The organism is Methylobacterium haplocladii (assembly GCF_007992175.1).
In the GTDB taxonomy this organism is placed as follows: domain Bacteria; phylum Pseudomonadota; class Alphaproteobacteria; order Rhizobiales; family Beijerinckiaceae; genus Methylobacterium; species Methylobacterium haplocladii.
In genome coordinates this window covers 59,327-81,861 of record NZ_BJZT01000040.1, presented here as the reverse complement: position 1 = coordinate 81,861, position 22,535 = coordinate 59,327, and the positions used below count along the sequence as shown (strand labels likewise).

The 22,535-nt window shown below is 68.4% G+C and carries 20 protein-coding genes; 3 read left to right on the top strand and 17 right to left on the bottom strand.

Annotation, left to right across the window (positions count from 1 at the left end; genetic code table 11):
* Nucleotides 1–56: 56 nt before the first annotated feature.
* The 8 genes from fdhE to MHA02_RS18305 form a co-directional block, all read right to left on the bottom strand.
* Nucleotides 57–1,055, bottom strand: coding sequence for a formate dehydrogenase accessory protein FdhE (gene fdhE, locus MHA02_RS18340; protein WP_147081384.1), 999 nt, complete (start codon nucleotides 1,053–1,055; stop codon nucleotides 57–59).
* 3 nt (nucleotides 1,056–1,058) lie between these two features.
* Nucleotides 1,059–1,787: a formate dehydrogenase subunit gamma gene (locus MHA02_RS18335; protein WP_147081382.1), complete on the bottom strand. Its 729-nt coding sequence runs from the start codon at nucleotides 1,785–1,787 to the stop codon at nucleotides 1,059–1,061.
* 61 nt (nucleotides 1,788–1,848) lie between these two features.
* Nucleotides 1,849–2,781 carry a formate dehydrogenase subunit beta gene (gene fdxH / locus MHA02_RS18330; RefSeq protein ID WP_147081380.1) on the bottom strand — a complete coding sequence of 311 codons (933 nt, stop codon included), beginning with the start codon at nucleotides 2,779–2,781 and terminating at the stop codon, nucleotides 1,849–1,851.
* Between the two features lie 15 nt (nucleotides 2,782–2,796).
* Nucleotides 2,797–5,877, bottom strand: coding sequence for a formate dehydrogenase-N subunit alpha (gene fdnG, locus MHA02_RS18325; RefSeq protein WP_147081377.1), 3,081 nt, complete (start codon nucleotides 5,875–5,877; stop codon nucleotides 2,797–2,799).
* 154 nt (nucleotides 5,878–6,031) lie between these two features.
* Entirely contained in the window at nucleotides 6,032–6,484 is a 453-nt protein-coding gene (locus tag MHA02_RS18320; RefSeq protein ID WP_244612430.1) for a hypothetical protein, read from the bottom strand.
* 140 nt (nucleotides 6,485–6,624) lie between these two features.
* The gene (locus MHA02_RS18315; RefSeq protein ID WP_147081375.1) at nucleotides 6,625–7,623 is read right to left on the bottom strand and encodes an alpha/beta hydrolase; all 999 of its coding nucleotides are present in this window, start codon (nucleotides 7,621–7,623) and stop codon (nucleotides 6,625–6,627) included.
* Between the two features lie 120 nt (nucleotides 7,624–7,743).
* Nucleotides 7,744–8,787: an alpha/beta hydrolase gene (locus tag MHA02_RS18310; RefSeq protein ID WP_147081373.1), complete on the bottom strand. Its 1,044-nt coding sequence runs from the start codon at nucleotides 8,785–8,787 to the stop codon at nucleotides 7,744–7,746.
* A 126-nt stretch (nucleotides 8,788–8,913) separates the two neighbouring features.
* Nucleotides 8,914–10,215, bottom strand: a complete 1,302-nt coding sequence (locus MHA02_RS18305; protein WP_147081371.1) for an RsmB/NOP family class I SAM-dependent RNA methyltransferase — start codon at nucleotides 10,213–10,215, stop codon at nucleotides 8,914–8,916.
* 164 nt (nucleotides 10,216–10,379) lie between these two features.
* Here MHA02_RS18305 and MHA02_RS18300 point away from each other — a divergent pair, with 164 nt between their 5' ends.
* A complete protein-coding gene (locus tag MHA02_RS18300) occupies nucleotides 10,380–10,565 on the top strand; it encodes a hypothetical protein (RefSeq protein ID WP_147081369.1) in 186 nt (61 codons plus the stop codon).
* A 10-nt stretch (nucleotides 10,566–10,575) separates the two neighbouring features.
* Here the strand turns inward: MHA02_RS18300 and MHA02_RS18295 are convergent, their stop codons facing one another.
* From MHA02_RS18295 to MHA02_RS18280, 4 genes are all read right to left on the bottom strand, one after another.
* Nucleotides 10,576–10,854, bottom strand: coding sequence for a hypothetical protein (locus MHA02_RS18295; RefSeq protein ID WP_147081367.1), 279 nt, complete (start codon nucleotides 10,852–10,854; stop codon nucleotides 10,576–10,578).
* A 124-nt stretch (nucleotides 10,855–10,978) separates the two neighbouring features.
* The gene (gene panE / locus MHA02_RS18290; RefSeq protein WP_147081365.1) at nucleotides 10,979–11,923 is read right to left on the bottom strand and encodes a 2-dehydropantoate 2-reductase; all 945 of its coding nucleotides are present in this window, start codon (nucleotides 11,921–11,923) and stop codon (nucleotides 10,979–10,981) included.
* A gap of 47 nt (nucleotides 11,924–11,970) precedes the next feature.
* Nucleotides 11,971–13,461 (bottom strand): IMP dehydrogenase, encoded by a 1,491-nt coding sequence (gene guaB, locus MHA02_RS18285; protein WP_147081362.1) that lies wholly within the window; start codon nucleotides 13,459–13,461, stop codon nucleotides 11,971–11,973.
* A gap of 367 nt (nucleotides 13,462–13,828) precedes the next feature.
* Nucleotides 13,829–14,716 carry a DUF3313 domain-containing protein gene (locus MHA02_RS18280; protein ID WP_147081360.1) on the bottom strand — a complete coding sequence of 296 codons (888 nt, stop codon included), beginning with the start codon at nucleotides 14,714–14,716 and terminating at the stop codon, nucleotides 13,829–13,831.
* A 274-nt stretch (nucleotides 14,717–14,990) separates the two neighbouring features.
* Between MHA02_RS18280 and MHA02_RS18275 the strand changes: the two genes are divergently transcribed.
* The gene (locus MHA02_RS18275) at nucleotides 14,991–16,463 is read left to right on the top strand and encodes an MFS transporter (RefSeq protein WP_147081358.1); all 1,473 of its coding nucleotides are present in this window, start codon (nucleotides 14,991–14,993) and stop codon (nucleotides 16,461–16,463) included.
* On the opposite strand, the gene MHA02_RS18270 is transcribed toward MHA02_RS18275, so the two are convergent.
* From MHA02_RS18270 to MHA02_RS18260, 3 genes are all read right to left on the bottom strand, one after another.
* Nucleotides 16,420–16,932: a DoxX family protein gene (locus tag MHA02_RS18270; protein ID WP_147081356.1), complete on the bottom strand. Its 513-nt coding sequence runs from the start codon at nucleotides 16,930–16,932 to the stop codon at nucleotides 16,420–16,422. The genes MHA02_RS18275 and MHA02_RS18270 overlap by 44 nt on opposite strands.
* Before the next feature lie 88 nt (nucleotides 16,933–17,020).
* On the bottom strand, nucleotides 17,021–17,698 hold the full coding sequence (locus MHA02_RS18265; protein WP_147081354.1) for a metal ABC transporter permease: 678 nt from the start codon (nucleotides 17,696–17,698) through the stop codon (nucleotides 17,021–17,023).
* Between the two features lie 82 nt (nucleotides 17,699–17,780).
* Entirely contained in the window at nucleotides 17,781–18,950 is a 1,170-nt protein-coding gene (locus MHA02_RS18260; RefSeq protein ID WP_147081409.1) for a multidrug effflux MFS transporter, read from the bottom strand.
* Between the two features lie 237 nt (nucleotides 18,951–19,187).
* Here MHA02_RS18260 and MHA02_RS18255 point away from each other — a divergent pair, with 237 nt between their 5' ends.
* Nucleotides 19,188–19,892 carry an RlmE family RNA methyltransferase gene (locus MHA02_RS18255; protein ID WP_147081352.1) on the top strand — a complete coding sequence of 235 codons (705 nt, stop codon included), beginning with the start codon at nucleotides 19,188–19,190 and terminating at the stop codon, nucleotides 19,890–19,892.
* A gap of 12 nt (nucleotides 19,893–19,904) precedes the next feature.
* Here MHA02_RS18255 and MHA02_RS18250 read toward each other — a convergent pair whose 3' ends face one another.
* Both MHA02_RS18250 and MHA02_RS18245 read right to left on the bottom strand, forming a co-directional pair.
* Nucleotides 19,905–20,330, bottom strand: coding sequence for an organic hydroperoxide resistance protein (locus tag MHA02_RS18250; protein WP_147081350.1), 426 nt, complete (start codon nucleotides 20,328–20,330; stop codon nucleotides 19,905–19,907).
* Nucleotides 20,331–20,597: 267 nt separating this feature from the next.
* Nucleotides 20,598–22,409, bottom strand: a complete 1,812-nt coding sequence (locus tag MHA02_RS18245; protein ID WP_147081348.1) for a PHA/PHB synthase family protein — start codon at nucleotides 22,407–22,409, stop codon at nucleotides 20,598–20,600.
* Between the last annotated feature and the right edge of the window lie 126 nt (nucleotides 22,410–22,535).

Sequence of the window (22,535 nt, the reverse complement as noted above, 5' to 3'; positions counted from 1 at the left end):
GAAGCACAATCTTCGATTGGACAATTGAATTGCCCGCAATAAGAATGTTGCAGGGTTCAGAAGACGAACAGCAGGTTCAAGCCGGCTCTGCGAAAGCCCTCTTCGGCAATCTTGAGATCGAGGCCATAGGAGGCGACATCGTCGGCGACCGGATCGAGCGCCGGATCGCGATGCTGGTGCAGGTGCTTGAGGTAGCTGTTGCAACTCGTGCAGGTTTCGACCTGCACGTCCTTCGAGGCTTCATCGAGCCCGTAATAGCTGATGCCCTCGCCGGAGCCGCAGGCGGTGCAGCGGATACGGACGTGATTCCATAGCGTCCCGCAGAGCGAGCAGGACAGGTAGCGGGCCTTGTCGGCCGGCGTCCAGCCGACGACGAGGCTGGCTGTCGGCGCACCGCCGCAGCAGGGGCAGACGCCCTCGGCGACGGGTTTCAAGGTCTTCTCGTCGAGGGCGGCGGCCTGTTCCGCGAGGAAGACCTGAAGCGCTGCGGCGACGAAGACGCATTCGGCCATGCGCTCGACGAGGAAGGCGCCCTCGAAGACCTGAACAGCCAGTTCGAGCCGCTCGTCGGACGGAGCTGCACGGAGCGCATCGCGGGCGAACTGCGCGGCCTCGGTGGCGCTCGACAGGTCGATGACGGCGAGTAGCCGGTCGAGGCTGGCGAGGAAGCTGGGATCGTCGCTCAGCAGGCTGCGCGAAAGCGGCGGCATGCCGTTGTCGGTGCGGAGTGCGACGTCCTCGGCCGGCGGCACGACGGCCCGCTCGCCGACGGCCGCACGCTGCGCCACGACGTCGGCCTGCGCCGTGGCAATCCGCGCCAGCAGGTCGAGATACCCTTCGAGCGGGTGCCCGGAGGCCAGCGTCTTCAGCCGCCTCGCCCGCTCCGAAAACAGTCTGGCCGGCGCCGGCAGCCGCACGAAGGGGACCGAGCCGAAGATGCCGATGCGATCGGGGTCGGGCTGGATGTCCGCGAAGGTGCGGGCCGGGGCGTCACCGGGCGTCGTCTCGGCGGCGGCCTCCGGAGGGGGGCCGCCGCGCCTGAACAATCGGGCCAAGGATCAGTGTCCGCGCTTCTCGACGGGCTTGGCGCCGGCAGCGGGCTTGTCGCCCGTGATCTGGCGCAGCCATTTGCGGTGATGCCGATAGGCCCAACCGCCGGTGACGGTGCCACGCATCATCGCGCGCCCGGTGCCGCGCACCCAGATGCCGGCATAGATGTGGACGAGGATGATCGCGATGGCGCCGATTGCCGCCAGGGAGTGGGCGAGCAGCGCCCAGCGCTGCGTCTCGATGGTGGTGTACTCGTAGAAGTACTGTTCCCAGATGATCAGGCCCGAGACGAACATCACGCCAATCAGCACGGTCTGTCCCCAGAACACACCCTTCTGCCCGGCATTGTACTTGCCGAGTTCGGGCAGGCGGTCCTCGCGGTTGGTCACGACGTCGCCGATCTTCATCGACCAGGCGACGTCGTCCTTGTTGGGGATGTTCAGGCGCCAGAACTTCAGGAACAGCAGTGCGAAGCTGATGGCCAAGGCCACGCCGAACCACGGATGGATCGCCCGCGTCGCCGCCCCGCCGCCGAACAGGCCGGTGAGCGAGAACAGGTAGGGTGTGAACATCGCAAGGCCCGACAGCGCGAGCAGCGTGAACAGGATCGCCGTGACCCAGTGGTTGACACGCTGCAGCCCGGAATAGCGCGGCACGTACATGACCTCGGGCGTCTCGGCCTTCACCTCCCGCAGGGGGTGGGGCTCGCCGTCCCGGACATCGGTATGGATCGTCATCGGACTTGTCCCGATCTCTGTCTGTACAACGCCGTCGTCGTGTCCACGCTCCCTCGGTCGGTCATGAAGGCCTGATCTCGTCGGCGCTCCGGCGGGCGCCGCGCGCCTTCATGTCGATCGCCTCTTCCTCTTCCTCCGCCTCGACCTCGTTCGGCCCGGCGGTGACGTAGTGGAAGAACCCGGCGAGCGCCGCGAAGCCCATCGTGGCGAGACCCATCACCTTCGCGCCGCCCTTCCAGAAGGCGACGAGCGGCGAGATCTTCGGGTCGTTCGGCAGACCGGCATAGAGCTGCGGCTTGTCGGCATGGTGGAGCACGTACATCACGTGCGTGCCGCCGACGCCGGCCGGGTCATACAGCCCCGCCTTGTCGAAGCCGCGCGACTTGAGGTCGACGACCCGGTCGTTCGCCTGCTCGATCATGGCCTCCTTGGTGCCGAACATGATCGACCCGGTCGGGCAGGCCTTGGCGCAGGCCGGCGCCTGTCCGACCGCGACGCGGTCGGAGCACAAGGTGCACTTGTAGGCCTTGTTGTCGGTCTTCGAGATACGCGGAATGTTGAAGGGGCAGCCCTTCACGCAATAGCCGCAGCCGATGCAGTGATCCTCGACGAAGTCGACGATGCCGTTCGAGTACTGCACGATCGCGCCCGGCGACGGGCAGGCCTTGAGGCAGCCCGGATCGGTGCAGTGCATGCAGCCGTCCTTGCGGATCAGCCATTCGAGGTTGTTGGTCTCGGCGTTCTCGTATTCCGTGAACCGCATCAGGGTCCAGGATTTCGCCGTCAGATCGTGCGGGTTGTCGTAGACGCCGACATTGATGCCGACGTCGTCGCGCAGGTCGTTCCATTCCTCGCACGCCGACTGGCAGGCCTTGCAGCCGATGCACTTCGAGACGTCGATGAGCTTGGCGACCTCCTGTTGGCGGCGGATGTCGGGCGGCGTTCCCGTGGAGGCGGAGCGCTGCCGGATGTCGAGGGAGCTGTAATCGGCCATGGCTGAGCGCTCCCCTTACGCGACGCGGTCGTTGGGAGGCGTCGTCGCCTCGATGTTCACCAGCCACGCCTTGTATTCGGGCGTCTCGGTGTTCGCGTCGCCGACCACGGGAGTGAGCGTGTTCGGGTGCCAGCCGTTCCGGGTCTTGCCGATGAAGCCCCAATGCTGCGGCAGGCCGACGACGTGGACGATCTTGCCGTCGCAGTTCAGCGGTTTGATCCGCTTGGTGACCACGGCCTTGGCCTTGAGCGAGCCGCGCTTCGACCAGACGCGGACCCAGTCACCTTTGACGATGCCCTTCTCCTTGGCGAGTTGCTCGGAGATCTCGACGAACATCTCCGGCTGGAGAATCGCGTTGATCCGCGAGTGCTTGGTCCACTGGTGGAAGTGCTCGGTGAGCCTGTAGCTCGTCGCGGCATAGGGGAACTCGGCCGAGGTGCCGAGGTCGGCCAGGTCGCCCTTGAAGATTCGCGAGACCGGATTGCCCTTCATCTTGGGGAACGGGATGTTCGCCATCGGCGACTCGAACGGCTCGTAATGCGTCGGGAACGGGCCGTCGCGCATGAGGCCGCGGGTCCACAGGCGGGCGACGCCCTCCTGGTTCAGGATGAACGGACCCATGTTCTTGTCGGGGGCGACGGTGACGCCGTAGTCCGGCACGTCGAAGCCGACCCACTGCTTGCCGTTCCATTCGATGAGCTTCTTCCGCTCCGACCACGGCTTGCCTTCCGGGTCGCAGGAGGCCCGGTTGTAGAGGACGCGGCGGTTGGCCGGCCAGGCGAAGGCCCAGTTCGGCGCGATACCCTTGTTTCCGGGATCGGTGTTGTCCCGGCGGGCCATGGTATTGCCCTTCTCGGTGTAGCAACCCGAGTAGATCCAGCAGCCGCAGGCAGTCGAGCCGTCGTCCTTGAGCTGCGCGAACCCATCGAGCTGCTTTCCGGCCGGGGTCGTGGCCCCGCTGGCATCCGTGATGGGAGCCACCGTGTAGCCGTTCAGCTCGCGCGCGAGCTCAACCGGAGTGGGCGAATCCTCGGTCGCATAGTTCCAGGACAGGTTCAGAATCGGGTCGGCGAAAGCGCCGCCGTCACGCTTGTACAGTGCCTTGATGCGCAGATGCAGCTCGGACATGATCTCGATGTCCGGCTTGCACTCGCCCGGCGCTTCCTGCGCCTGCCAGTGCCATTGCAGCCAGCGGCTGGAATTGGAGAGCGAGCCTTCCTCTTCCGCGAACAAGGTCGTCGGCAGCTCGAAGACCTCGGTCTGGATCTGCGAGGAGTCGACGTCGTTGTACTCGCCGTGGTTCTCCCAGAACCGGGCCGTCTCGGTCTGAAGCGGGTCCATCACGACGATGAACTTCATCTTCGAGAAGGCTTCCGTCATCTTGGCGCGATTGGGGAACGTCATCAGGGGGTTGAAGCCCTGGATGACGTAGCCGGTCATCTTGCCCTGCTTGGCCAGCTCGAAGCCGCGCAGCACGTCGTAGGTCGGCACGTCGAGCTTGGGCAGGTAGTCGAAGGCCCAGTCGTTCTCCTTCGTTGCGTGCTCGCCCCACATCATCTTCTGGAAGGAGACGAAGAACTTGTTGTAGTTCTGCCAGTAGCTCATCTGGCCGGGGCGCAGCGGCTTGAACTGCCGCTTCGAGATGTAGTCCGCGTAGTTGGCGTCCTTCTCGATCGGGATGTTGAGGTAACCCGGGATCAGGTTCGACATCAGCCCGAGGTCGGTGAGCCCCTGGATGTTGGAGTGGCCGCGGAGCGCCTGCATGCCGCCGCCGAGCTGGCCGATGTTGCCGAGCAGCGTCTGCACGATGCACATCGCTCGGATGTTCTGCGAACCCTTGGAGTGCTGCGTCCAGCCGAGCGCATAGAGCGAGGCCATCGTCCGGTCGGGGGACGAGGTCGTCGCGATCATCTGGCAGACCTTCAGGAAGGTCTCCTTCGGCGAGCCGCAGATCCGCTCCACCATCTCGGGCGTGTAGACCGCGATGTGCTTCTTGAGGAGCTGCATGACACAGCGCGGATGCTGCATCGTCTCGTCGACGACCGCGAAGCCGTCGGGACCGAGCTCGTAGTCCCAGGTCGACTTGTCGTAGTCGCGCTTCTCCTCCGAGTAGCCCGTGAACAGGCCCTCGTTGAAGTCGAAGCCCTCCTTCACGACGAAGCCCGCGTTCGAATAGGCCGCGACGTAGCGGTGCTGCAGCTTGTCGTTGTCGATCAGATACTTCGCCACGCCCGAGAGAAAGGCGATGTCGGTCCCCTGCCGGATCGGGCAGTAGAGATCCGCCACTGAGGCCGTACGGGTGAAGCGCGGGTCGACGACGATGAGCTTGGCGTTGTTATGCGCCTTGGCTTCCACCACCCACTTGAAGCCGCAGGGGTGCGCTTCGGCGGCATTGCCGCCCATCACGGTGATGACGTCCGCGTGCTTGATGTCCATCCAGAGGTTGGTCATCGCACCACGGCCGAAGGAGGGCGCCAAACTGGCGACCGATGGTCCGTGTCAAACCCTCGCCTGATTGTCGAAGGTCAGTGCTCCCATACTTCGGATCACTTTGTAGGTGACCCACGCCGTCTCGTTCGAGGTGGCCGAGGCGCCGAGGAAGCCGACGGTGGTCCATCGGTTGACCGTCAGGTCGCCGTTCTTGGCGATGAAGTTCTTGTCGCGGTCCTCCTTGAGGAGCGTCGCGATCCGGTCGAGGGCGAAATCCCACGAGACGCGCTTGAATTCCGACGAGCCGGCTGTGCGGTGCATCGGGTACTTGGTGCGCGTCTCGGACTTGATGAAGTCGAGGAGCGACGAGCCCTTCGGACAGAGCGTGCCGCGGTTGACCGGGTGGTCCGGGTCTCCCTCCACATGCATCACCGAAGACTTGGCGTTCTTCGAGCGGTCGCCGAGGCTGTAGAGGATGATGCCGCAGGCCACCGAGCAATAGGGGCAGGTGTTCCGCGTCTCCTTCATCTGCGCGAGCTTGAAGGGCCGCACAGAGGCGGCCATGGCCGGCTCCAGGGCACCGAAGCCGAGGGCACCGAGCGACCCGCCGGCGAGACCGACGCCGATCCCCTTCAGCAAGCCGCGTCTCGAGACCTGAACGTTCATCGCAGGGCCTTGTTGAGAGCTATTCTTAATCCAATTTTCTCGCAGGAACGCAGGCCCGAGGCAAGCGCGTACAAAAGCGTGGCTGCAGCATTTATCGCCGCACGCCCAGCACGTTCGCGCGTCCGTCGTCATCCCGACCGACGCGAAGATTTCTTTATCTGGTGGGGGAGGCGGGGTTGCTGCCCGACGGATTCGGCGTGCGGTGATCGAGTGGCTTCTGCGGGTCGTCGGAACCGTTGTTCGACGCGCTGCTCTCGCCAGACGTCTTGGCGGACGAGCTGTCGGACTTGTTGCTCATCGAGTTGCCACCGGGATTCTCTGCATCCTTGGACGCGGATTCCTCCCGCGGCACGGGGGCCTGGCTCCAGCCGTCGTTGGCGCTCTTGTTCTTGTCGCCCATGACGTCCTGGCCCTTGATGTCGCCGGGCTGGGCCTGGGCGGACAGGGCCATGCCGAGGGTGAGCAACAGGGCGGCCACAGCCGGTCGGTGCAGGGATGTGCCGGAAGCCATTGGGGAGCCTGACGATTGCGGTGAGAGCGACGGGCGGGCAACGCCGGCCTGCTCGGGCAGTTCCTGCCACGATGTCTCGCCGTCGGGCGCCGACACGGCGGGACGAGGGCCGGCGAGGGGCCGGTCGAGGCTCTTACCCGTTTCCGGCAAATCCGATCGGGTTGGTGCGCGTCCCCTCTCCCCGCGTGCGGGGAGAGGGGACGCGCACCAACCGAAGCCATCGTCCAGTAACCGTCTCACACCTTCAGGAAACCGCGACCGCGGATCCAAGCGAGGAACAGCGTCGGCCAGACCGCCACCGGGGTCCCGGGCACGCCGAGGCCGAAGCCGTGGCCGCCGCGCTCGAACAGGTGCATCTCCGCCGGGATGCGCTTGGCCCGCAGAGCGCGGTACATCATCAGCGGATGGTCCACGACGGCGATCGGGTCGTCCGAGGCCTGCACCAGGAAGGTCGGCGGGGTCCGGTCGGTGACCTGGGCATCGACGGAATAGGCCCGCCGCTCCGCATCGGTCGGGCTGTCGCCGATCAGGACGCGCCGGGTCATGATCGTCCTGTCGTAGGGCGCCATCAGCGTGATCACCGGATAGATCAGCGCAGCGAGCGCCGCCGCCGCCGAGATCGCGTCGCGGGCATCGACCGCATCGTAGAGCGGCGTGTCCGGAGACACCGCCGCTTCGCCCATGAGGTGGCCGCCGGCGGAAAAGCCCATCAGCCCGATCCGCGTCGGATCGATCCCGAACGCCGACGCGTCCGAGCGGATCAGGCGCATCGCGCGTTGCGCGTCCTGGCGGGGTGCATCCGGACCCTCGGCCCAGCCCTCGCCGGGCAGGCGGTAGACCAGGATGAAGGCGGTGATGCCGGCCTTGGCGAGCATGGTGCCGGCCGGGATGCCCTCGTGGCCGATGTCGATCTTGCGATAGCCGCCGCCCGCGGCCACCAGCATCGCCGCACCGTTGGGTTTTTCGGGGCGGATCACCAGGAGGCAGGGCGTCGCCACGCCGGAAATCACGCCACGCGAGGTCTCGTCGAAGCGGTAGCCGTCTGTCGCGCGCGGTCCGCCGCCGCCGGGCGGCTCCCCCGGCCAGAGGTCGACGACGTCCAGTTCCGCGCCCGGTGCCGTCTGGGGCAGCGGTACGCCGCGCTCGCCCGGCGGCTGGCCGCCGCCTTGCGCCGCCGCCCGCCCCGAGACGACCATCGCCGCGCCGGCGAGCAGCGTCCTGCGGTCGAGCCTCATCGCCGTGCCTTGGCCGGTCCGGCGATCATGGGGCCTCTCGCGCTCATGCCTGCCGGGGCGGGCTAGCGCGATCCGGCACCCGGGCCAAGCGTGGCGGGGGCGGCGAAATGCCTCCGGGCGTCAGGCGCTACGCAGGAAGCCGCGGGCGCGGACCCAGGTGAGGAACAGGCTCGCCCAGGCGGCAGCGGGTGCTCCCGGCACGCCGAGGCCGAAGCCGTGGCCGCCGCGTTCGAACAGGTGCAGCTCCACCGGCACGCCGGCGGCGCGCAGGGCATCGTACATCCTGAGCGGATGGTCGACCGTCCCGACCGGATCGTCGGCGGCCTGGGCCAGGAAGGTCGGCGGCGAGCGGCGCGTCACCTGCGCGTCCACCGAATAGGCCCGCCGCTGCGCGTCGGACGGGTTGTCGCCGACGAGCACCGCCCGGCTGGAGATCGTCCGGTCGAACGGCGCCCTGAGCGTGATGATCGGATAGATCAGGCCGGCGAGCGCTACGTGGGCGCTCTGCTGGTCGGCCGCGTCGACGTCGTCGTAGAGGTCGACCTCGGAATCGACCGCGGTCTCGCCCATGAGGTGGCCACCGGCGGAGAAGCCGAGGAGCCCGATCCGCTCCGGGTCGATGCCGTATTGCGCGGAATTGGCCCGCACCAGCCGGACGGCGCGCTGCGCGTCCTGCCGCGGGGCATCGGGCCCGTCGCGCCACTTCTCGCTCGGCAACCGGTAGATCAGCAGAAACACCGTGAAGCCGGCCTTGGCGAGCCACGCTCCCACCGGCAGGCCTTCGCCGCTGATGTCGATGCGGCGGTAGCCGCCGCCCGGCGCGACGACGAAGGCGGCGCCGTTCGGGCGCTCCGGGCGGATCACCATCAGGCAGGGCCGGGTGACTGCCGTGATGACGCCGCTCAGGGTCTCGTCGAACCGGTAGTCGCTCCGGAACGGACCGCCACCGCCCGGCGGCAAGCCCGGCCAGAGGTCGATCACCTCGAGTTCGGCCCCGGGCGCCGATTTCGGCAGAGGCTGCACGGTCTCGAAGACGGGAGGCTGAACCGGCGATTGCGGCACGACCCGGGACTCGGCGTTTCCCGGATCGTCGTGAGCGTTCGCCCGTTCGGCAGTCAGGATGGCCGCCGCACCCGCGAGCAGTGCTCTGCGATCCAGCATCATGACCGAATCATCCGACATCCTCCTGCGTGCGAGGTCATGCCGGACAAACGGCTCAGAAGCCGTTGTGATCCTTCACGATCCCGAGTCCGCCAGGAGTCCTGGCGGCTTTGGCGGACGTCTCGGGCGTCAGTCCCGACGCTCGATCGTCGCGACGTAGAAGCCGTCCGTGCCGGTCAGCGCCGGGCTCATCTGGAGACCGTGGCGCGTCAGCCGCACGAACGGTGTCAGCGCCGGAGCCGCCTCGGCGAGCACCTTGGCCGTCTCGATCACGCCGAAGCGGCCGCGCTGGCGCTTCAGCAGGCCCGTGACGGCCTCGTCGTTCTCCTCCGGCAGCAGCGAGCAGGTCACGTAGACGATGCGACCACCCGGCCGGACGAGCTCGGCCGCCCGGTCGAGGGTCTGCGCCTGCTCGCCGACGCGCAGCGCCAAGCTGCCCGGACGCAGGCGCCACTTGGCGTCGGGGTTGCGCCGCCAGGTGCCCGTGCCGGTGCAGGGCGCATCGACCAGTACCCGGTCGACGGCGCCGTCGAGGTCGGTCAGTACGTCGGCCCGCGCCCGACCGGCCCGCGGCGTGCGGATCTCGGCCTCGGCGCCGGCCCGGCGCAGGCGCTCGTGGATCGGCGCGAGCCGGCGGGGATCGGCATCGGTGGCGACGATGCGGCCCTCGTTCTTCATCAGGGCCGCGAGCCCCAGGGTCTTGCCGCCGCCGCCTGCGCAGAGATCGACCACGGTCTCGCCGGGCTTGGCGCCGGAGAGGCGCGTCGCCAGTTGCGAGCCCTCGTCCTGGATCTCGTAGAGGCCTTCGATGAATTCGGGCTCGACATGCAGGGCCGGCCCGCGCCCGTCCGCCCCGATCGGGATGCGCAGGCCGCTCGGCGCGTGCGGCGTCGGCTCGGGCGCGAGATGGGCGAGGCGGGCCAGCGCCGCCTCGCGGTCGAGCTTGAGCGCGTTGATCCGGATGTCGAGCGGCGCCCGGCGGCCCAGCGCCCGCAGTTCCGGTAGCAGGTCGTCGCCGAGCAGCCCCTGCAGAGAGGACAGGACCCAGGCCGGCGCGTCGCCGGCGATCTCCGGCGGCGCGTCTTCGAGGCTGCCGTTGGCGAGGCGCTCGCGCTCTCCGTCGCTCAGCGGCTCCGGCGCGAAGCGCGAGCCGTCGAACATCGCCGCGACCGTCGGCAGGGCGAGGCCGTGTTGCAGGCGCAGCATTCCGATCAGGACCGAGCGGGGCGCGTCGTCGCCCATGATCCAGGCGGACGAGGCCCGGCGGCGCAGGCCGTCATAGACGAGGCTGGCGATCGCGGCGCGGTCGCCCGACCCGGCGAAGCGGTGGGCGAGGCCCCAATCCTTCAGCGCGTCGGCGGCGGGACGGCGGCGGTCGGCGATGTCGGCCAGCACTTCGATGGCGGCGGAGAGGCGGGCGGGAGGGGTCAGGGTCGGCTCCGGTAAGATATTGTTGACGCTGCCACGATACGGCCACGCTTAACTCGGGACTCGGCCACGATACGGCCGAGCTTAGGGCTTTGTGCTGCCTCACAAGGACAGCGCGCCGTGCCCGTCGACGGCGTGGCGTGTGTTCGCGTAAAACGAGGCTCCCGATGTCGCCCAGGTCGCCCCTGTACTCCCTCGCCGCCGCCTGCCTGTTCGCGCTGGCCGCCGCGGCCTGCTCGCGGGCGCCGGCCGAGCCGATCGCCGATCCGGTGCCGCCACCGCGCCGTCCCTACGACGCCAAGACCCAGCTCGAATACGGCGATCCGCGTCCCCCGGCGCCGCAGCGCTACTGAGCGCGGCGCTTCAGGCGTTCGCCGGACCGGTCAGTACGGCATCGCGGGTGCGGTCGATCATCGCCTCGACCACGGAGTAGTAGGCCGCCTGCATCGGCTCGGGATCGGCAGCCTGCATCTCGGTGGCGAGCGTCGTCTGCAGATCGGCCATCGCCTCGGTGCGGCTCTTCAGGTCCGGTGCGGCCAGGGCGAACTGGATGATCGCGGCCTGCGCGTCCGCCAACTCGTTGCGCTCGCTGCGCGCGATCAGGCCGCGCAGGGTCTCGATGCATTCGGCTTTGGTCGTCATGTCGGCAGATTCCCGGCGCTCATGCCGGTCCAAAGCCGAGCATCGTCACAGCCCATAGCATCATTGGACATGCCGGGGCGACCGGCGAACCGCCGGAATGTGGCCGGACCCGGACGCGCCGCGATCAGGCCGCCTCGCGCTCGCGCCGGTTCTGATAGCTGCGCAACCCCGCATAGACGAGTTCGAGCAGCGGCCGTGCCGAATCCGGCGCGGTCTTCGCGCCGCGCGCGATCAGGTCGCCGATGATGTGGTCGGCCTCGATCCGCGCGCCGTTCTCGATATCGCGCAGCATCGATGCCGTCATCGGCGAGCCTTCCGTGGTGAGCGCCTTGCGGGCACCGTCGAAAACCTTGTCGCGCGGCGCGTAGCCCGAGGCAGCTGCGACGGCGCGGCATTCCTCGATCAGTGTTTCCACCAGAGCCTTGCCGCCGGGCGCAGCGACGATGTCGCCGATGGCGGCGCGCATCAGCGTGGTGCTGCCGGCGAGCGTCGCCAGGAACACCCACTTCTCCCACATCTCCAGCACGACCTTGTCGCTGGCCCGTGCCTGGAAGCGCACGCCCTGCATGATGGCCTCGATCGCCTGGACGCGCTCGGAGCGCGTGCCGTCGCGCTCGCCGTAGGTGAGCGTATGCAAATCGCTCATCTGCCGGATCTCGCCGGCCTTGGTGAGCGTGGCGACGATGGAGCAGGTACCGCCGAGCACCCGTTCCGCCCCGAACCTTTGGTCGAGGGCGTCGAGATGGTTCATGCCGTTGAGGATCGGCAGCACCGCGGTCTGCGGGCCGACGGCCGGGGCAACGTCGGCAATGGCCGTGTCGAGGTCGTAGGCCTTGGCAGACAGGATCACGAGATCGAACGGGCCGGCGGCGCCGAGCGCGTCGGCGGTCACCGTCTGCGGTGCGTCGATCCGGGTGTCGCCCACGGGGCTGCGGACCTGCAGACCCTCCGCCGCCAGCTTCTCCGCGCGGGCCGGGCGGACCAGGAAGGTCACGTCCCGCCCGGCCTCAGAAAGGCGCGCGCCGAAATAGCCGCCGGTGGCGCCTGCGCCGACCACGAGAATCCGCATTGCCATCCTCCGCTACAACTCCGGCGCGATCGCCGCTCGGACGAGCCTCAGCGGCTCGGATAGTTCGGCGTTTCCCGCGTGATGGTCACGTCGTGGACGTGGCTCTCGCGCAGGCCCGCATTGGTGATGCGGATGAACTGCGCGCGCTCCTGAAGCTCCGGCACGGTCGGCGCGCCGACATAGCCCATGGCGGCGCGCAGGCCGCCGGCGAGCTGGTGGAGCACGGCGGCGACCGGCCCCTTGTAGGGCACCTGACCCTCGATGCCCTCGGGCACGAGCTTGTGCGTGTCGCTGACCTCGGCCTGGAAGTAGCGGTCGGCCGAGCCGCGGGCCATGGCGCCCACCGAGCCCATGCCCCGGTAGCTCTTGTAGGAGCGGCCCTGGTACAGAAACACGTCGCCGGGGGCCTCGTCGGTGCCGGCGAGCAGGCTGCCCAGCATCGCTACCGAGGCGCCGGCGGCGATGGCCTTGGCGAGATCGCCCGAATACTTGATGCCGCCGTCGGCGATCACCGGCACGTCGGCGTCGCGGCCGGCCTCGACCGCCTCCATCAGTGCCGTGAGCTGGGGCACGCCGACGCCCGCGACGATGCGGGTGGTGCAGATCGAGCCCGGGCCGATGCCGACCTTGATCGCGTCCGCGCCCGCATCGATCAGCGCCTGGGCGCCGTCGCGGGTGGCGACGTTGCCGGCGATGATCTGGACGGCGTTCGACAGCGCCTTCACCCGGCGCACGGCATCGAGCACCTTGATCGAGTGGCCGTGGGCGGTGTCGACCACGATCACGTCGCAGCCGGCATCGATCAGCCGCTCGGCCCGCTCGAACCCGGCCTCGCCCGTGGTGGTGGCGGCCGCGACGCGCAGCCGGCCCTGCTCATCCTTGACGGCGTGCGGGTAGGCGACCTGCTTCTCGATGTCCTTGACCGTGATCAGGCCGATGCAGCGGTAATGATCGTCGACGACCAGGAGCTTCTCGATGCGGAACTGGTGAAGCAGGCGCTTGGCCTCGTCCTGCGTCACGCCCTCCCGCACGGTGATGAGCCGGTCCCGCGTCATCAGCTCGGCGACGGGCTGGCTCGCATTGGTGGCGAAGCGCACGTCGCGGTTCGTCAGGATGCCGACGAGCTTTCCGCGCGACCCGCCGGGGCCGCGCTCCACCACCGGGATGCCGGAGATGCGGTTCTCCTTCATCACCGAGAAGGCGGCGGCGAGGGTCTCGTCGGGATGGATGGTGATCGGGTTGAGCACCATGCCCGACTCGTACTTCTTGACGAGGCGGACCTGCTCGGCCTGCTCATGCGGCTCGAGGTTGCGGTGGATCACGCCGAGGCCGCCGTTCTGCGCCATGGCGATCGCCATCGGCGCCTCCGTCACGGTGTCCATGGCCGACGAGACGATCGGCAGGTGCAGCCGGATCGTGCGGGTCAGCCGCGAGGCGATGTCGACCTCGCCGGGCATCACGGAGGAGGCGGCCGGGCGCAGCAGCACATCGTCGAAGGTCAGCCCCTCGATGATGGTATCCGCGCTGATCAGGGCCATGTGCCAACTCCGGTATTTCTGCAGGTGGGCCGCGCGGTTATCGGGCGCGTCGGCGGTATCGGATTGGCGGCTGCCAGTATCATGCCGAAAGGGCGCAGGCAAAGACGCGAATGCGCGGAAGCCATGCTTCGGACACGGGGAGATTCCGCTCACAGTGACTGCAGATCGCAACGGCGATTGGCACCCACCACGATCCTCATGCTGAGGTGCCCGCCTCAGCGGGCCTCGAAGCGCGGCCGCAGCTCGTCCAAGGGACAGGTCCGCTCGCAGCAGCGTCAACGTCTCGCGGAACCGTCAGTCGTGCTTCGAGGCCGCTCCGCGGCACCTCAGCATGAGGGCAGGTGGTGATGGCAGAACGCGGAGTTGTTCACTCGCTGCGCCCGGCGGGACCCTTGTCGCCGTATTCCGGCGGCAGGCCGATATAATCGGTGAGGATGCCGTCGATGCCCGGCGCCCGGCCGTAGGCGGCGCAATCTGGATCGAGGGGGGCTTCGCCGAGGACGGTCACGCGGATGCGGTTCCAGTTCGGGATGAAGAGTTCGGATTTGAACGGGTCCTTGCCGGTGGCGAGGAAGAAGCCGAAATCCTGGCCGAACTCTCCAGCGAGATCGTAGGGGTCGCTGTCACGCGAAAAACGCGGCTGGCTGGTGAAGGAGTTGGCCGCCCCGCCCCAGATCATCGCGGCGCGCTGCTTGCGGTGCCGGTCCACCGCTTCGGCCTCCACCGTGAGGCTGCCGAGCCCGATCGGAACCCGGGGGACCGGGACGCGGCCGAGGCTCTCGGCGAAGCCGACGCCGACCTGACCCGCGACCGAGATCGCCGCCGAAAGGCCGATGGTCGAGCCGGCGCCGAGCAGGTCTGTCGGATCGACCCGTGTCACCCGCGAACGCACGGTGAGATCGGCATCCGGCGTCGAAACCACGTCGTACTTGAGCGACAGCTCGTAGCACATGGCGCGGTCGGCGGCGTTGGCGGTCAGGCGGCGCTGTTCCGGCGTGAGCAGTTCGCCCCCCGGGATGCTGCCGGTGAAGGCGGTCGGGATGATGCGGACCGTGCGGGTCCGCGCCAGGGCGCCCTGGTCGGCGTAGAGACGCGCGTCGGAGGCGACCGCATCGCTGCCCGAGAGCCGGTCGCGGCGCGACAGGGAACCGCCGTCGGTCAGCACGACTTCGCCGCAGCCGCCCACGGATGCGAGCAACGCTGCCGCAAAGGCAAGGCGCATCGTCGATCGCGGCTTGTCGAGCCTCGAGGGCATCCGATCCCTTTCGTGGGTCGTGGATTGATCGCGCGGGACGAGCACGCGGAGGCTGCGGCAGCCTGCATGCGTCACCGCCTGTTGCCGCCGAGCTTAAGGCCGCGCCGGGGTGCCGCGAAAGGGTCGAGGGTGATCCGGGGGGCCGTGCGGCGCTCGCTGTGTCCGATCCGACACGCTTCCGGCGGCACGGTCGAACCGCGAATTTCATCCACAACATCCCGTGACTTTTCGCGGGGCATGCAAGCCGGGCGGCCGAGCGCTATGTCCCGCCCCGATGCGTTCCGCCCAGATCGTCCCCCTCGTCGTCGCCACCGCGCTCTTCATGGAGAACACCGATTCGACGGTGATCGCCACGGCGCTGCCGGCCATCGCCGCCAGCCTCGGAGAGGACCCGATCGCGCTGAAGCTCGCGCTGACCTCCTATCTCGTCAGCCTCGCGATCTTCATTCCCGTCTCCGGCTGGGCCGCCGACCGCTACGGGGCACGCACGGTGTTCCGCGCCGCGCTCTGCGTGTTCATGGCGGGCTCGCTCGCCTGCGCCGCATCGGGGTCTCTCGCCGGCTTCGTCGCCGCGCGCTTCCTGCAGGGGATGGGCGGGGCGATGATGGTGCCGGTGGGGCGCCTCGTGATCCTGCGCAGCGTGCCGAAATCGGAGCTCGTCGGCGCGCTCGCCTACCTGACCATCCCCGCCCTGATCGGGCCGGTGCTCGGGCCGCCGCTGGGAGGCTTCATCACCACCTATTTCGACTGGCGCTGGATCTTCTTCATCAACATCCCGATCGGTCTGGCCGGGATCGTCCTCGCCACGATCCATTTCGAGAACCTCCGGGAATCGGAGCGGCCGCCTCTCGACGTCGCCGGCTTCCTGCTGTCCGGCGCGGGCCTCGCCCTGCTCATGCTCGGGCTCGCCTCGACGGGAAAGCACCTGCTGCCGGCCTGGATCTCCTGGGGCAGCATGGCGGTGGGCGTCGTCATGGTTGCGGCCTACCTCCGGCATTCGCGAAAGGTCGCCAACCCGGTGATCCGGCTCGATCTGCTGCGACACGCGACGTTTCGCGCGGCGGTGACCGGCGGCAGCCTGTTTCGGATCGGCACGGGTGCGATCCCGTTCCTGCTGCCGCTGATGCTGCAGATCGGGTTCGGGCTCGATCCGCTGCGCTCGGGGCTGATCACCTTCGCCGCCGCCGCCGGAGCGCTGCTGATCAAGATCGTCGGCCCGCGGATCCTGCGCAGCTACGGCTTTCGCCGGGTGATGCTGACCAACGCGCTGATCGCATCGGCCTTTCTGGCGGCCAACGGCCTGTTCACGACGGAGACGCCGCACTGGCTGATCGTGTCGGTGCTGCTCTTCGGGGGCTGCGTGCGCTCCCTGCAGTTCACCTGCGTGAACGCCATCGCCTATGCCGATCTCGACAGCCACGAGATGAGCGCGGCGACGAGCCTGGCGAGCGTGGCGCAGCAGCTCTCGCTCAGCCTCGGGGTCACCATCGGCGCCCTGGCGCTCGAAGCCTCGGCGAGCTGGCACGGCCATGCGGGGATCGCGGCGGCGGACTTCGCACCGGCCTTCTTCACCGTGGCGCTGATCTCGGCCGCGGCGCTCCTGCCTTTCCTGAGGCTGGCTCCGGATGCGGGCGCGGAGGTGTCCGGTCAGCGGAGCCTGATGACGAAGCCCGCCGACGGCTCACCCGCGACGCTCGCCCCGGTCACGCCGCCTCGCGCAGCGGTGCCCGGCCGCCCGAACGCTTGACCGGAGCCTTTTTCGACGGGGCCTTTCCACCGCTGGAGCGCGGCCGCACCGGCGCGGCTTCGCCGGCGCGCCAGCTCTGCCAGCTCCACGCGCCGGGGCCGGCCATGGCGTAGATCAGGAAGGCGCCGGCGAGGCCGAGATCGGACATCAGGAAGGCGCGCTCGGTGACGGCGGCCGATCCGGAAAACACCCAGAACGGGTGCAGCAGGGCGGCAAAGACCGCGACGAAGCCGGCCATGGCGAGCCCGGTGATCCGGGGCATCACGCCGAGGATCAGGGCCAGCGGCCCGAAGACTTGGACGATCACGGCGACGGTCGCGACGGCGTTCGGCATGGGCAGCCCTGTGCCGGCAAGCGTCACCGCGAAGCCCGAGACGTTGAGCGCCCGGGCGATCCCCGTCGGCAGCAGCGCCGCGGCCATGAGCAGGCGGGCGGCGAGAAACGCACCATTGCGGGCACGATCGGTCACGGGCGGAACTCCGGAAGCTGGCGATGGGCCTGAGCTTCCGGTGTTCGGCTGAAGGCCCGGTTAAGGCTCCTCGGCCGTCCCCATCGGATCACATCGGCGGGCGCAGGCCGTCCTTGCCGACGGCGACGCGCTTGGCGCTGAGCTTGCCGTCTTCGTTGCCGGCGATGACGAAGGCCTTGGCGCCGGGCTTCAGGATCGCGGCGTCGGCCGGCTCGAAGGTCACGACCGGGGCCGAGGCCGGGACGGCGATGGTCTTGGAGCCGTCCGCGCCGTAGCTCACGGTGAGCGTGGTGACGCCGCCCGCACCGGCGCTCTTGGCGACCGTGCCGTTGGTCATGGCGCTCTTGACCTTCGGCGCGCCGGCCGTCGTGGCCTTCACGGTGCCGTTTGTCATGGCGCTCTTCACCTTCGGCGCATCGCCCACGGTGGTGTCCTGGATCTCGTCCCAGGGGTAGTGGCCCTCGCCGGTGCCGCGCATCGCTGGGGGAAACAGCACCACTTCCAGTGCGATCGGCGGGTTGTCGCCCTTGGTGGCGGTACCGATGAAGACGCCGTCCTTGATCTGGTCGAGGCTCGATTTGACCACCGACGCGTACTTGGTGTCGGGCGCAAGCGTGACCGTAGTCGAGCGGCCGTCGTCGGTCTTGAGGATCAGCGTCGTGCCGTCGGCGCTCTCGATGGTGCCGCGGACCCGCTCGGGCTGGGCTGCCGCGAGGGCCGCTGTCGACAGCGTGGCCGCGAGGGCGATCGTGGTGAAGCGAAGCATGAATGTTTCCTGATGTGACGGACGGCTCAGATGGGGCCGGCCGGCGGGCGTTCCACGGACGAACGGTCGGGGCTGCGTTGCGTCACCCCGAGATGCCGGCCCGAAACAGCCGCCCGCGCTCGGTCCAGGCCACCACGGCGAGCGAGAGACAGCCAAGCCCGGCATAGCCGACGCCCACCGGCAGTACGGTGCCGTCGAAGCTCTGGCCGATGACCGTGCCGAAGGCCGCGCCGAGCAGCGTCGTGTAGAAGCCCAGGAACGACGAGGCGGTGCCGGCGACCTCGCCGACGGGCTGCATCGCCAGCGCCTGGAAGTTCGGCATGGTGAAGCTGATCAGGAACTGGTTGGCGCTCAACACCGTGAGAAACAGCCAGAGCGGCGGGTGCCCTTGCCAGACGAGCCCGATGCCGACCTGCACGAGCGCCACCGCGACGAAGGCGATCAGGCCGGCATGGGACAGCCAGTGCATGCCGAGCCGCTCGACGAGGCGGGCATTGATCAGGGTCGAGGCGCCCATGGCGCCGGCGACCAGGGCGAAGGCCGCCGGAAACCAGCCGCCGAGATGGTACAGCCCGGAATCGAAGACCTGCTCGGCCGAGCCGACATAGCCCATGATGCAGCCGACCATCAGCCCGAGTGCGGTGCCGTAGCCCAGCGTCGCGCGGCTCCTCAGCGTCAGGCGCAGGGCCTGACCCATGGCCTTGAGCGAGAGCGGGCGGCGGTGTTCCGGATGGAGCGTCTCCGGCATCCGGATCGAGAACCAGACCGCCAGGATGCCGCCGAGCGCCAGCATCGAGACGAAGACCCAGACCCAGGAACCGAACAGCAGCATGGCCTGTCCAAGGGCCGGCGCCAGCATCGGCACGATCAGAAACACCATGGTGATCAACGACATCACGCTCGCCATGGCGCGCCCGGCATAGCGGTCGCGCACGATGGCGAGCGACAGAACGCGCCCGCCGGCCGCGCCGATGCCCTGGAGGATGCGCGCAGCCAGCAGCCAACCGAACGACGGGCTGAACATCGCCAGCACCGTCGCCCCGAGGTAGATCGCGAGGCTGACAAGCAGCACCTTGCGCCGCCCGAGGGAGTCCGAGAGCGGCCCGTACAGGATCTGCCCCAGCCCGAAGCCGACCATGTAGACGTAAATCAGCAACTGAAGCCGGTTCGGGTCCGCGACCGAGAATCGCTCCTGGATGACGGGGAAGGCCGGCAGCAGGTTGTCGATGGAGATCGCGGTCACCGCCATCATCAGCGCGACGATCCCCACGAACTCGCGAAAGCCCGGGCCACGTGCCTGGCGCGGGGTCGGTTCGAGGGAGGGGTCGGGCCGGATCGACCGGAAGGGTGCTGTCACGATCGCGCCTTGCGATGTTGGCTCGTTGCTGGTGTAGCCTTTAGCGATGGCGGGAGCCGGGCGGGTCGCCCGCCCCGCAGGGCTGCCCCGTGCGGACGCGGCGTCGCAGCCCGAAGACGAGAAGGACTGAGGATGACCGACCGACGCGGGGCCAGCGGGGGCCTGCGAGGCGACCTGAAGCAGCGGGTGAAGACCGGGCGCGGGCGCACCCTGTCGCAGAAGCGCTGGCTGGAGCGTCAGCTCAACGACCCCTATGTGGCGCGGGCCAAGCGCGAGGGCTACCGCTCGCGTGCCGCCTTCAAGCTCATCGAGATCGACGAGCGTTTCAACCTGCTGAAGCCGGGCCAGAAGATCGTCGATCTCGGCGCCGCCCCCGGCGGCTGGTCGCAGGTCGCCGCGAAGAAGATCGGGGCCGAAGGCTATGTCGTCGGCATCGACCTGCTCGAAATCGAGCCGATGACCGGCGTCGAGTTCATCATGCTCGACTTCCTCGACCCGACCGCCCCGGGGCTGCTCACCGACCTGCTCGGCGGGCCGGCCGATCTCGTCCTGTCGGACATGGCCGCCAACACCACCGGCCATAAGAAGACCGACCACCTGCGCATCATCGGCCTCGCCGAAGTCGCAGCCGAGTTCGCCCGCGATATCCTGGCGCCCGGCGGCGCATACCTGGCCAAGGTGTTCCAGGGCGGCACCGAGGGCGACCTGCTCGCCGACCTCAAGCGCGACTTCGCCAGCGTCCGCCACGTCAAGCCGAATGCCAGCCGCGCGGATTCGAGCGAGCTCTACGTGTTGGCAACGGGGTTTCGCGGGCGGGTCTCCCCGCCCACGGAATAATCCGGAGCCGTCTCAGGCTACCGTCAGCCCGACATCGACATTCCCGCGCGTCGCGTTCGAGTACGGACAGATCTGGTGTGCGGCTTCGACGAGCGACTGCGCTTCGGCCTTGTCGAGCCCCGGCAGAGTGATGGTGAGGTCGGCCGTGATGCCGAAGCCGCCTTCCGAGCGCGGGCCGATGCCGACCTTGGCGGTGACGGTGGTGTCGGCCGGGATCTTGGCCTTGGCCTGCGCGCCGGCGACCTTCAACGCTCCGAGGAAGCAGGCCGCGTAGCCGGACGCGAAGAGCTGCTCGGGGTTGGCGCCCGGGCCGCCGGCGCCGCCGAGTTCCTTCGGAGTCGAGAGCTTCACCTCGAAACTGCCGTCCTCGGTCTTGGCCGAACCATCGCGGCCGCCGGTGGCGGAGGCGGTGGTGCGGTACTTTACGTCGACGGTCATGCAGGATTCCTCGAGGGTTCGGTCAGGACCGCGTCGTCGTCAGACGCCGGCGGCCAGTCACACCACCCTACATAGATTGTGCACAATCTGAACATGTGCGCTGACGCACATGACTAGGGCGTGGGTCGCGATGAGCTCCTGAAGCCGAGCGGAACGCTTTCGCCGCGCCAGAAGCCCAACCGACGGCTGCGAACGCTTCTCGCCGACGAGGCTAGCGGTTCGTCATCGGAGCGCGCCTCGGATGATCGGCTCCGAGGCGGACCCCTCTCAGCACTTCATCCGAACATAGGTTCCGGGCGCCGGGCCGAGGGAGGGCAGGGCGCCCTCGCCCGGGATGCGGGCGGGGACGCGCTCGGGCGCCTGATCCTCCAGCCACTTGAACCAGTAGGGCCACCACGAGCCCTCGTGCTCGGTCGCAGCCTGCACCCAATCCTCGAACTTGCCCTTCGCCGGTCCGCCGGTGCGGAAGCCGTATTTCGCCTTCTTGCCCGGCGGGTTGACCACGCCGGCGATGTGTCCCGAGCCTGCGAGCACATAGTCGACCTTGCCGCCGAACTTGCCCGACCCCTCGAATACCGAGAGTGCGGGGGCGATGTGATCTTCGCGGGTCGCGAGGTTGAAGATCGGCACCTTCACCTTCTTCAGGTCGAGCTTGATGTTGCCGAGCACCATCTTGCCCTGGGCGAGCGTGTTGTTGAGGTAGCAGTTGCGCAGGTAGAACGAGTGGTTCGCCTCGGGCATGCGCGTGGAATCGGCGTTCCAGTAGAGCAGGTCGAAGGGCAGCGGCGCCTTCCCCTTCACGTAGTTGTTGACCACGTAGCTCCAGATCAGGTCGCTCGGTCGCAGCATGTTGAAGGCGCTCGCCATGCGCGAGCCGTCGAGGTAGCCGCGCTCCTTCATGCGCTCCTCGATGACCTTGATCTGCTCCTCGTCGGCGAAGACCTTGAGGTCGCCGGCATGGGTGAAGTCGACCTGCGTCGTCAGGAAGGTCGTGCTCTTGATCCGGGTGTTACCGGTGGCGGCCTGGGCCGCCATCGTCACAGCGAGCAGCGTGCCGCCGACGCAATAGCCGGCGGCCGAGACCTCGGTCTCGCCGGTGGCGATGCCGATCTGGTCGATCGCGGTCTCGATGCCCTCGCGCATGTAGGACTCGAAGTCCTTGTCGCGGTGTCGCTCGTCCGGGTTGACCCAGGAGATCACGAAGACCGTGAGCCCCTGCGAGACCATCCAGCCGATCAGGCTTTTGGCGGGGTTGAGATCAAGGATGTAGAACTTGTTGATCCAAGGCGGGACGATCAGGAACGGGCGCTTGAGGACCGTCTCGGTCTTCGGCGCGTACTGGATCAGCTCCATCAGGTCGTTGCGGTAGACGACCTCGCCCGGCGTCACCGCGACGTCCTCGCCGAACTTGAACGCGGTCACGTCGGTCTGGCGCACGCGAAGCTCGCCGCCCCCGGCCTCGATGTCCTCGGCGAGCATCTTCAGCCCGCGTACGAGGTTCTCGCCGTTCTCCGCCAGCGTGTGCCGCAGGAGCTCGGGGTTCGTCATCACGAAGTTCGAGGGCGAGTAGGCTGCCAGGATCTGGCGCAGGTAGAACTCGGCCTTGTGGCGGGTATGCGTGTCGATGCCCTCGGCGTTCTCGACGAGGTCCTCGGCCCAGCGCGCCGTGATGAGATAGCTCTGCTTGATGAAGTCGAAGACCGGGTTCGTCGTCCATTCCGGATCGGCGAAGCGCTTGTCCTTCGGATCGGCGGCGATGGCGGGTGTCGGCGCCTCACCCTGCATCCGGCTCCAGGTCGAGCCCCACAGGGACATGAAGGCCTCGGAGAGCTTGGCCTGCGCCGCCATCGCCCTCTGCGGGTCGCTCATCCAGGTCTCGGCGACCTTGCCGAGGGTGCGGGTGATGTCGCTCATCTCGTCGGAGGGGTTGGCGTTGCCGCGCCCGTTCGCCTTGCCCTCCATCGGCGTGAGATAGGTCGCGGACATGCGCCCGAAACTCTCGGCGAGCGCCGTGGCATTGCGGGAGATCGCCTCCAGATCCGGTTGGACCGGCTTCGGAACGTCCGACACGCGTAGCATCCTCCCTGATCGGCTCTCTCCCGCCTCTCGGACACCCGAGCGGCGATGGGCCTCGTTTCGGACAAATTAGCGCTTCACCCGATCATGTCGCCAGTCCCCCGGACAATGTCCAGATCGCGAACCCCA

Bases quoted from the DNA above. Each gene is read 5' to 3' on its own strand.
- MHA02_RS18335 (WP_147081382.1), bottom strand. From the start codon at position 1,787: ATGACGATCCATACCGATGTCCGGGACGGCGAGCCCCACCCCCTGCGG.
- fdxH (WP_147081380.1), bottom strand. From the start codon at position 2,781: ATGGCCGATTACAGCTCCCTCGACATCCGGCAGCGCTCCGCCTCCACG.
- MHA02_RS18315 (WP_147081375.1), bottom strand. From the start codon at position 7,623: ATGAGGCTCGACCGCAGGACGCTGCTCGCCGGCGCGGCGATGGTCGTC.
- MHA02_RS18310 (WP_147081373.1), bottom strand. From the start codon at position 8,787: ATGATGCTGGATCGCAGAGCACTGCTCGCGGGTGCGGCGGCCATCCTG.
- MHA02_RS18300 (WP_147081369.1), top strand. From the start codon at position 10,380: ATGTCGCCCAGGTCGCCCCTGTACTCCCTCGCCGCCGCCTGCCTGTTC.
- MHA02_RS18295 (WP_147081367.1), bottom strand. From the start codon at position 10,854: ATGACGACCAAAGCCGAATGCATCGAGACCCTGCGCGGCCTGATCGCG.
- panE (WP_147081365.1), bottom strand. From the start codon at position 11,923: ATGCGGATTCTCGTGGTCGGCGCAGGCGCCACCGGCGGCTATTTCGGC.
- guaB (WP_147081362.1), bottom strand. From the start codon at position 13,461: ATGGCCCTGATCAGCGCGGATACCATCATCGAGGGGCTGACCTTCGAC.
- MHA02_RS18280 (WP_147081360.1), bottom strand. From the start codon at position 14,716: ATGCCCTCGAGGCTCGACAAGCCGCGATCGACGATGCGCCTTGCCTTT.
- MHA02_RS18275 (WP_147081358.1), top strand. From the start codon at position 14,991: ATGCGTTCCGCCCAGATCGTCCCCCTCGTCGTCGCCACCGCGCTCTTC.
- MHA02_RS18265 (WP_147081354.1), bottom strand. From the start codon at position 17,698: ATGCTTCGCTTCACCACGATCGCCCTCGCGGCCACGCTGTCGACAGCG.
- MHA02_RS18260 (WP_147081409.1), bottom strand. From the start codon at position 18,950: ATGATGGCGGTGACCGCGATCTCCATCGACAACCTGCTGCCGGCCTTC.
- MHA02_RS18255 (WP_147081352.1), top strand. From the start codon at position 19,188: ATGACCGACCGACGCGGGGCCAGCGGGGGCCTGCGAGGCGACCTGAAG.
- MHA02_RS18250 (WP_147081350.1), bottom strand. From the start codon at position 20,330: ATGACCGTCGACGTAAAGTACCGCACCACCGCCTCCGCCACCGGCGGC.
- MHA02_RS18245 (WP_147081348.1), bottom strand. From the start codon at position 22,409: ATGCTACGCGTGTCGGACGTTCCGAAGCCGGTCCAACCGGATCTGGAG.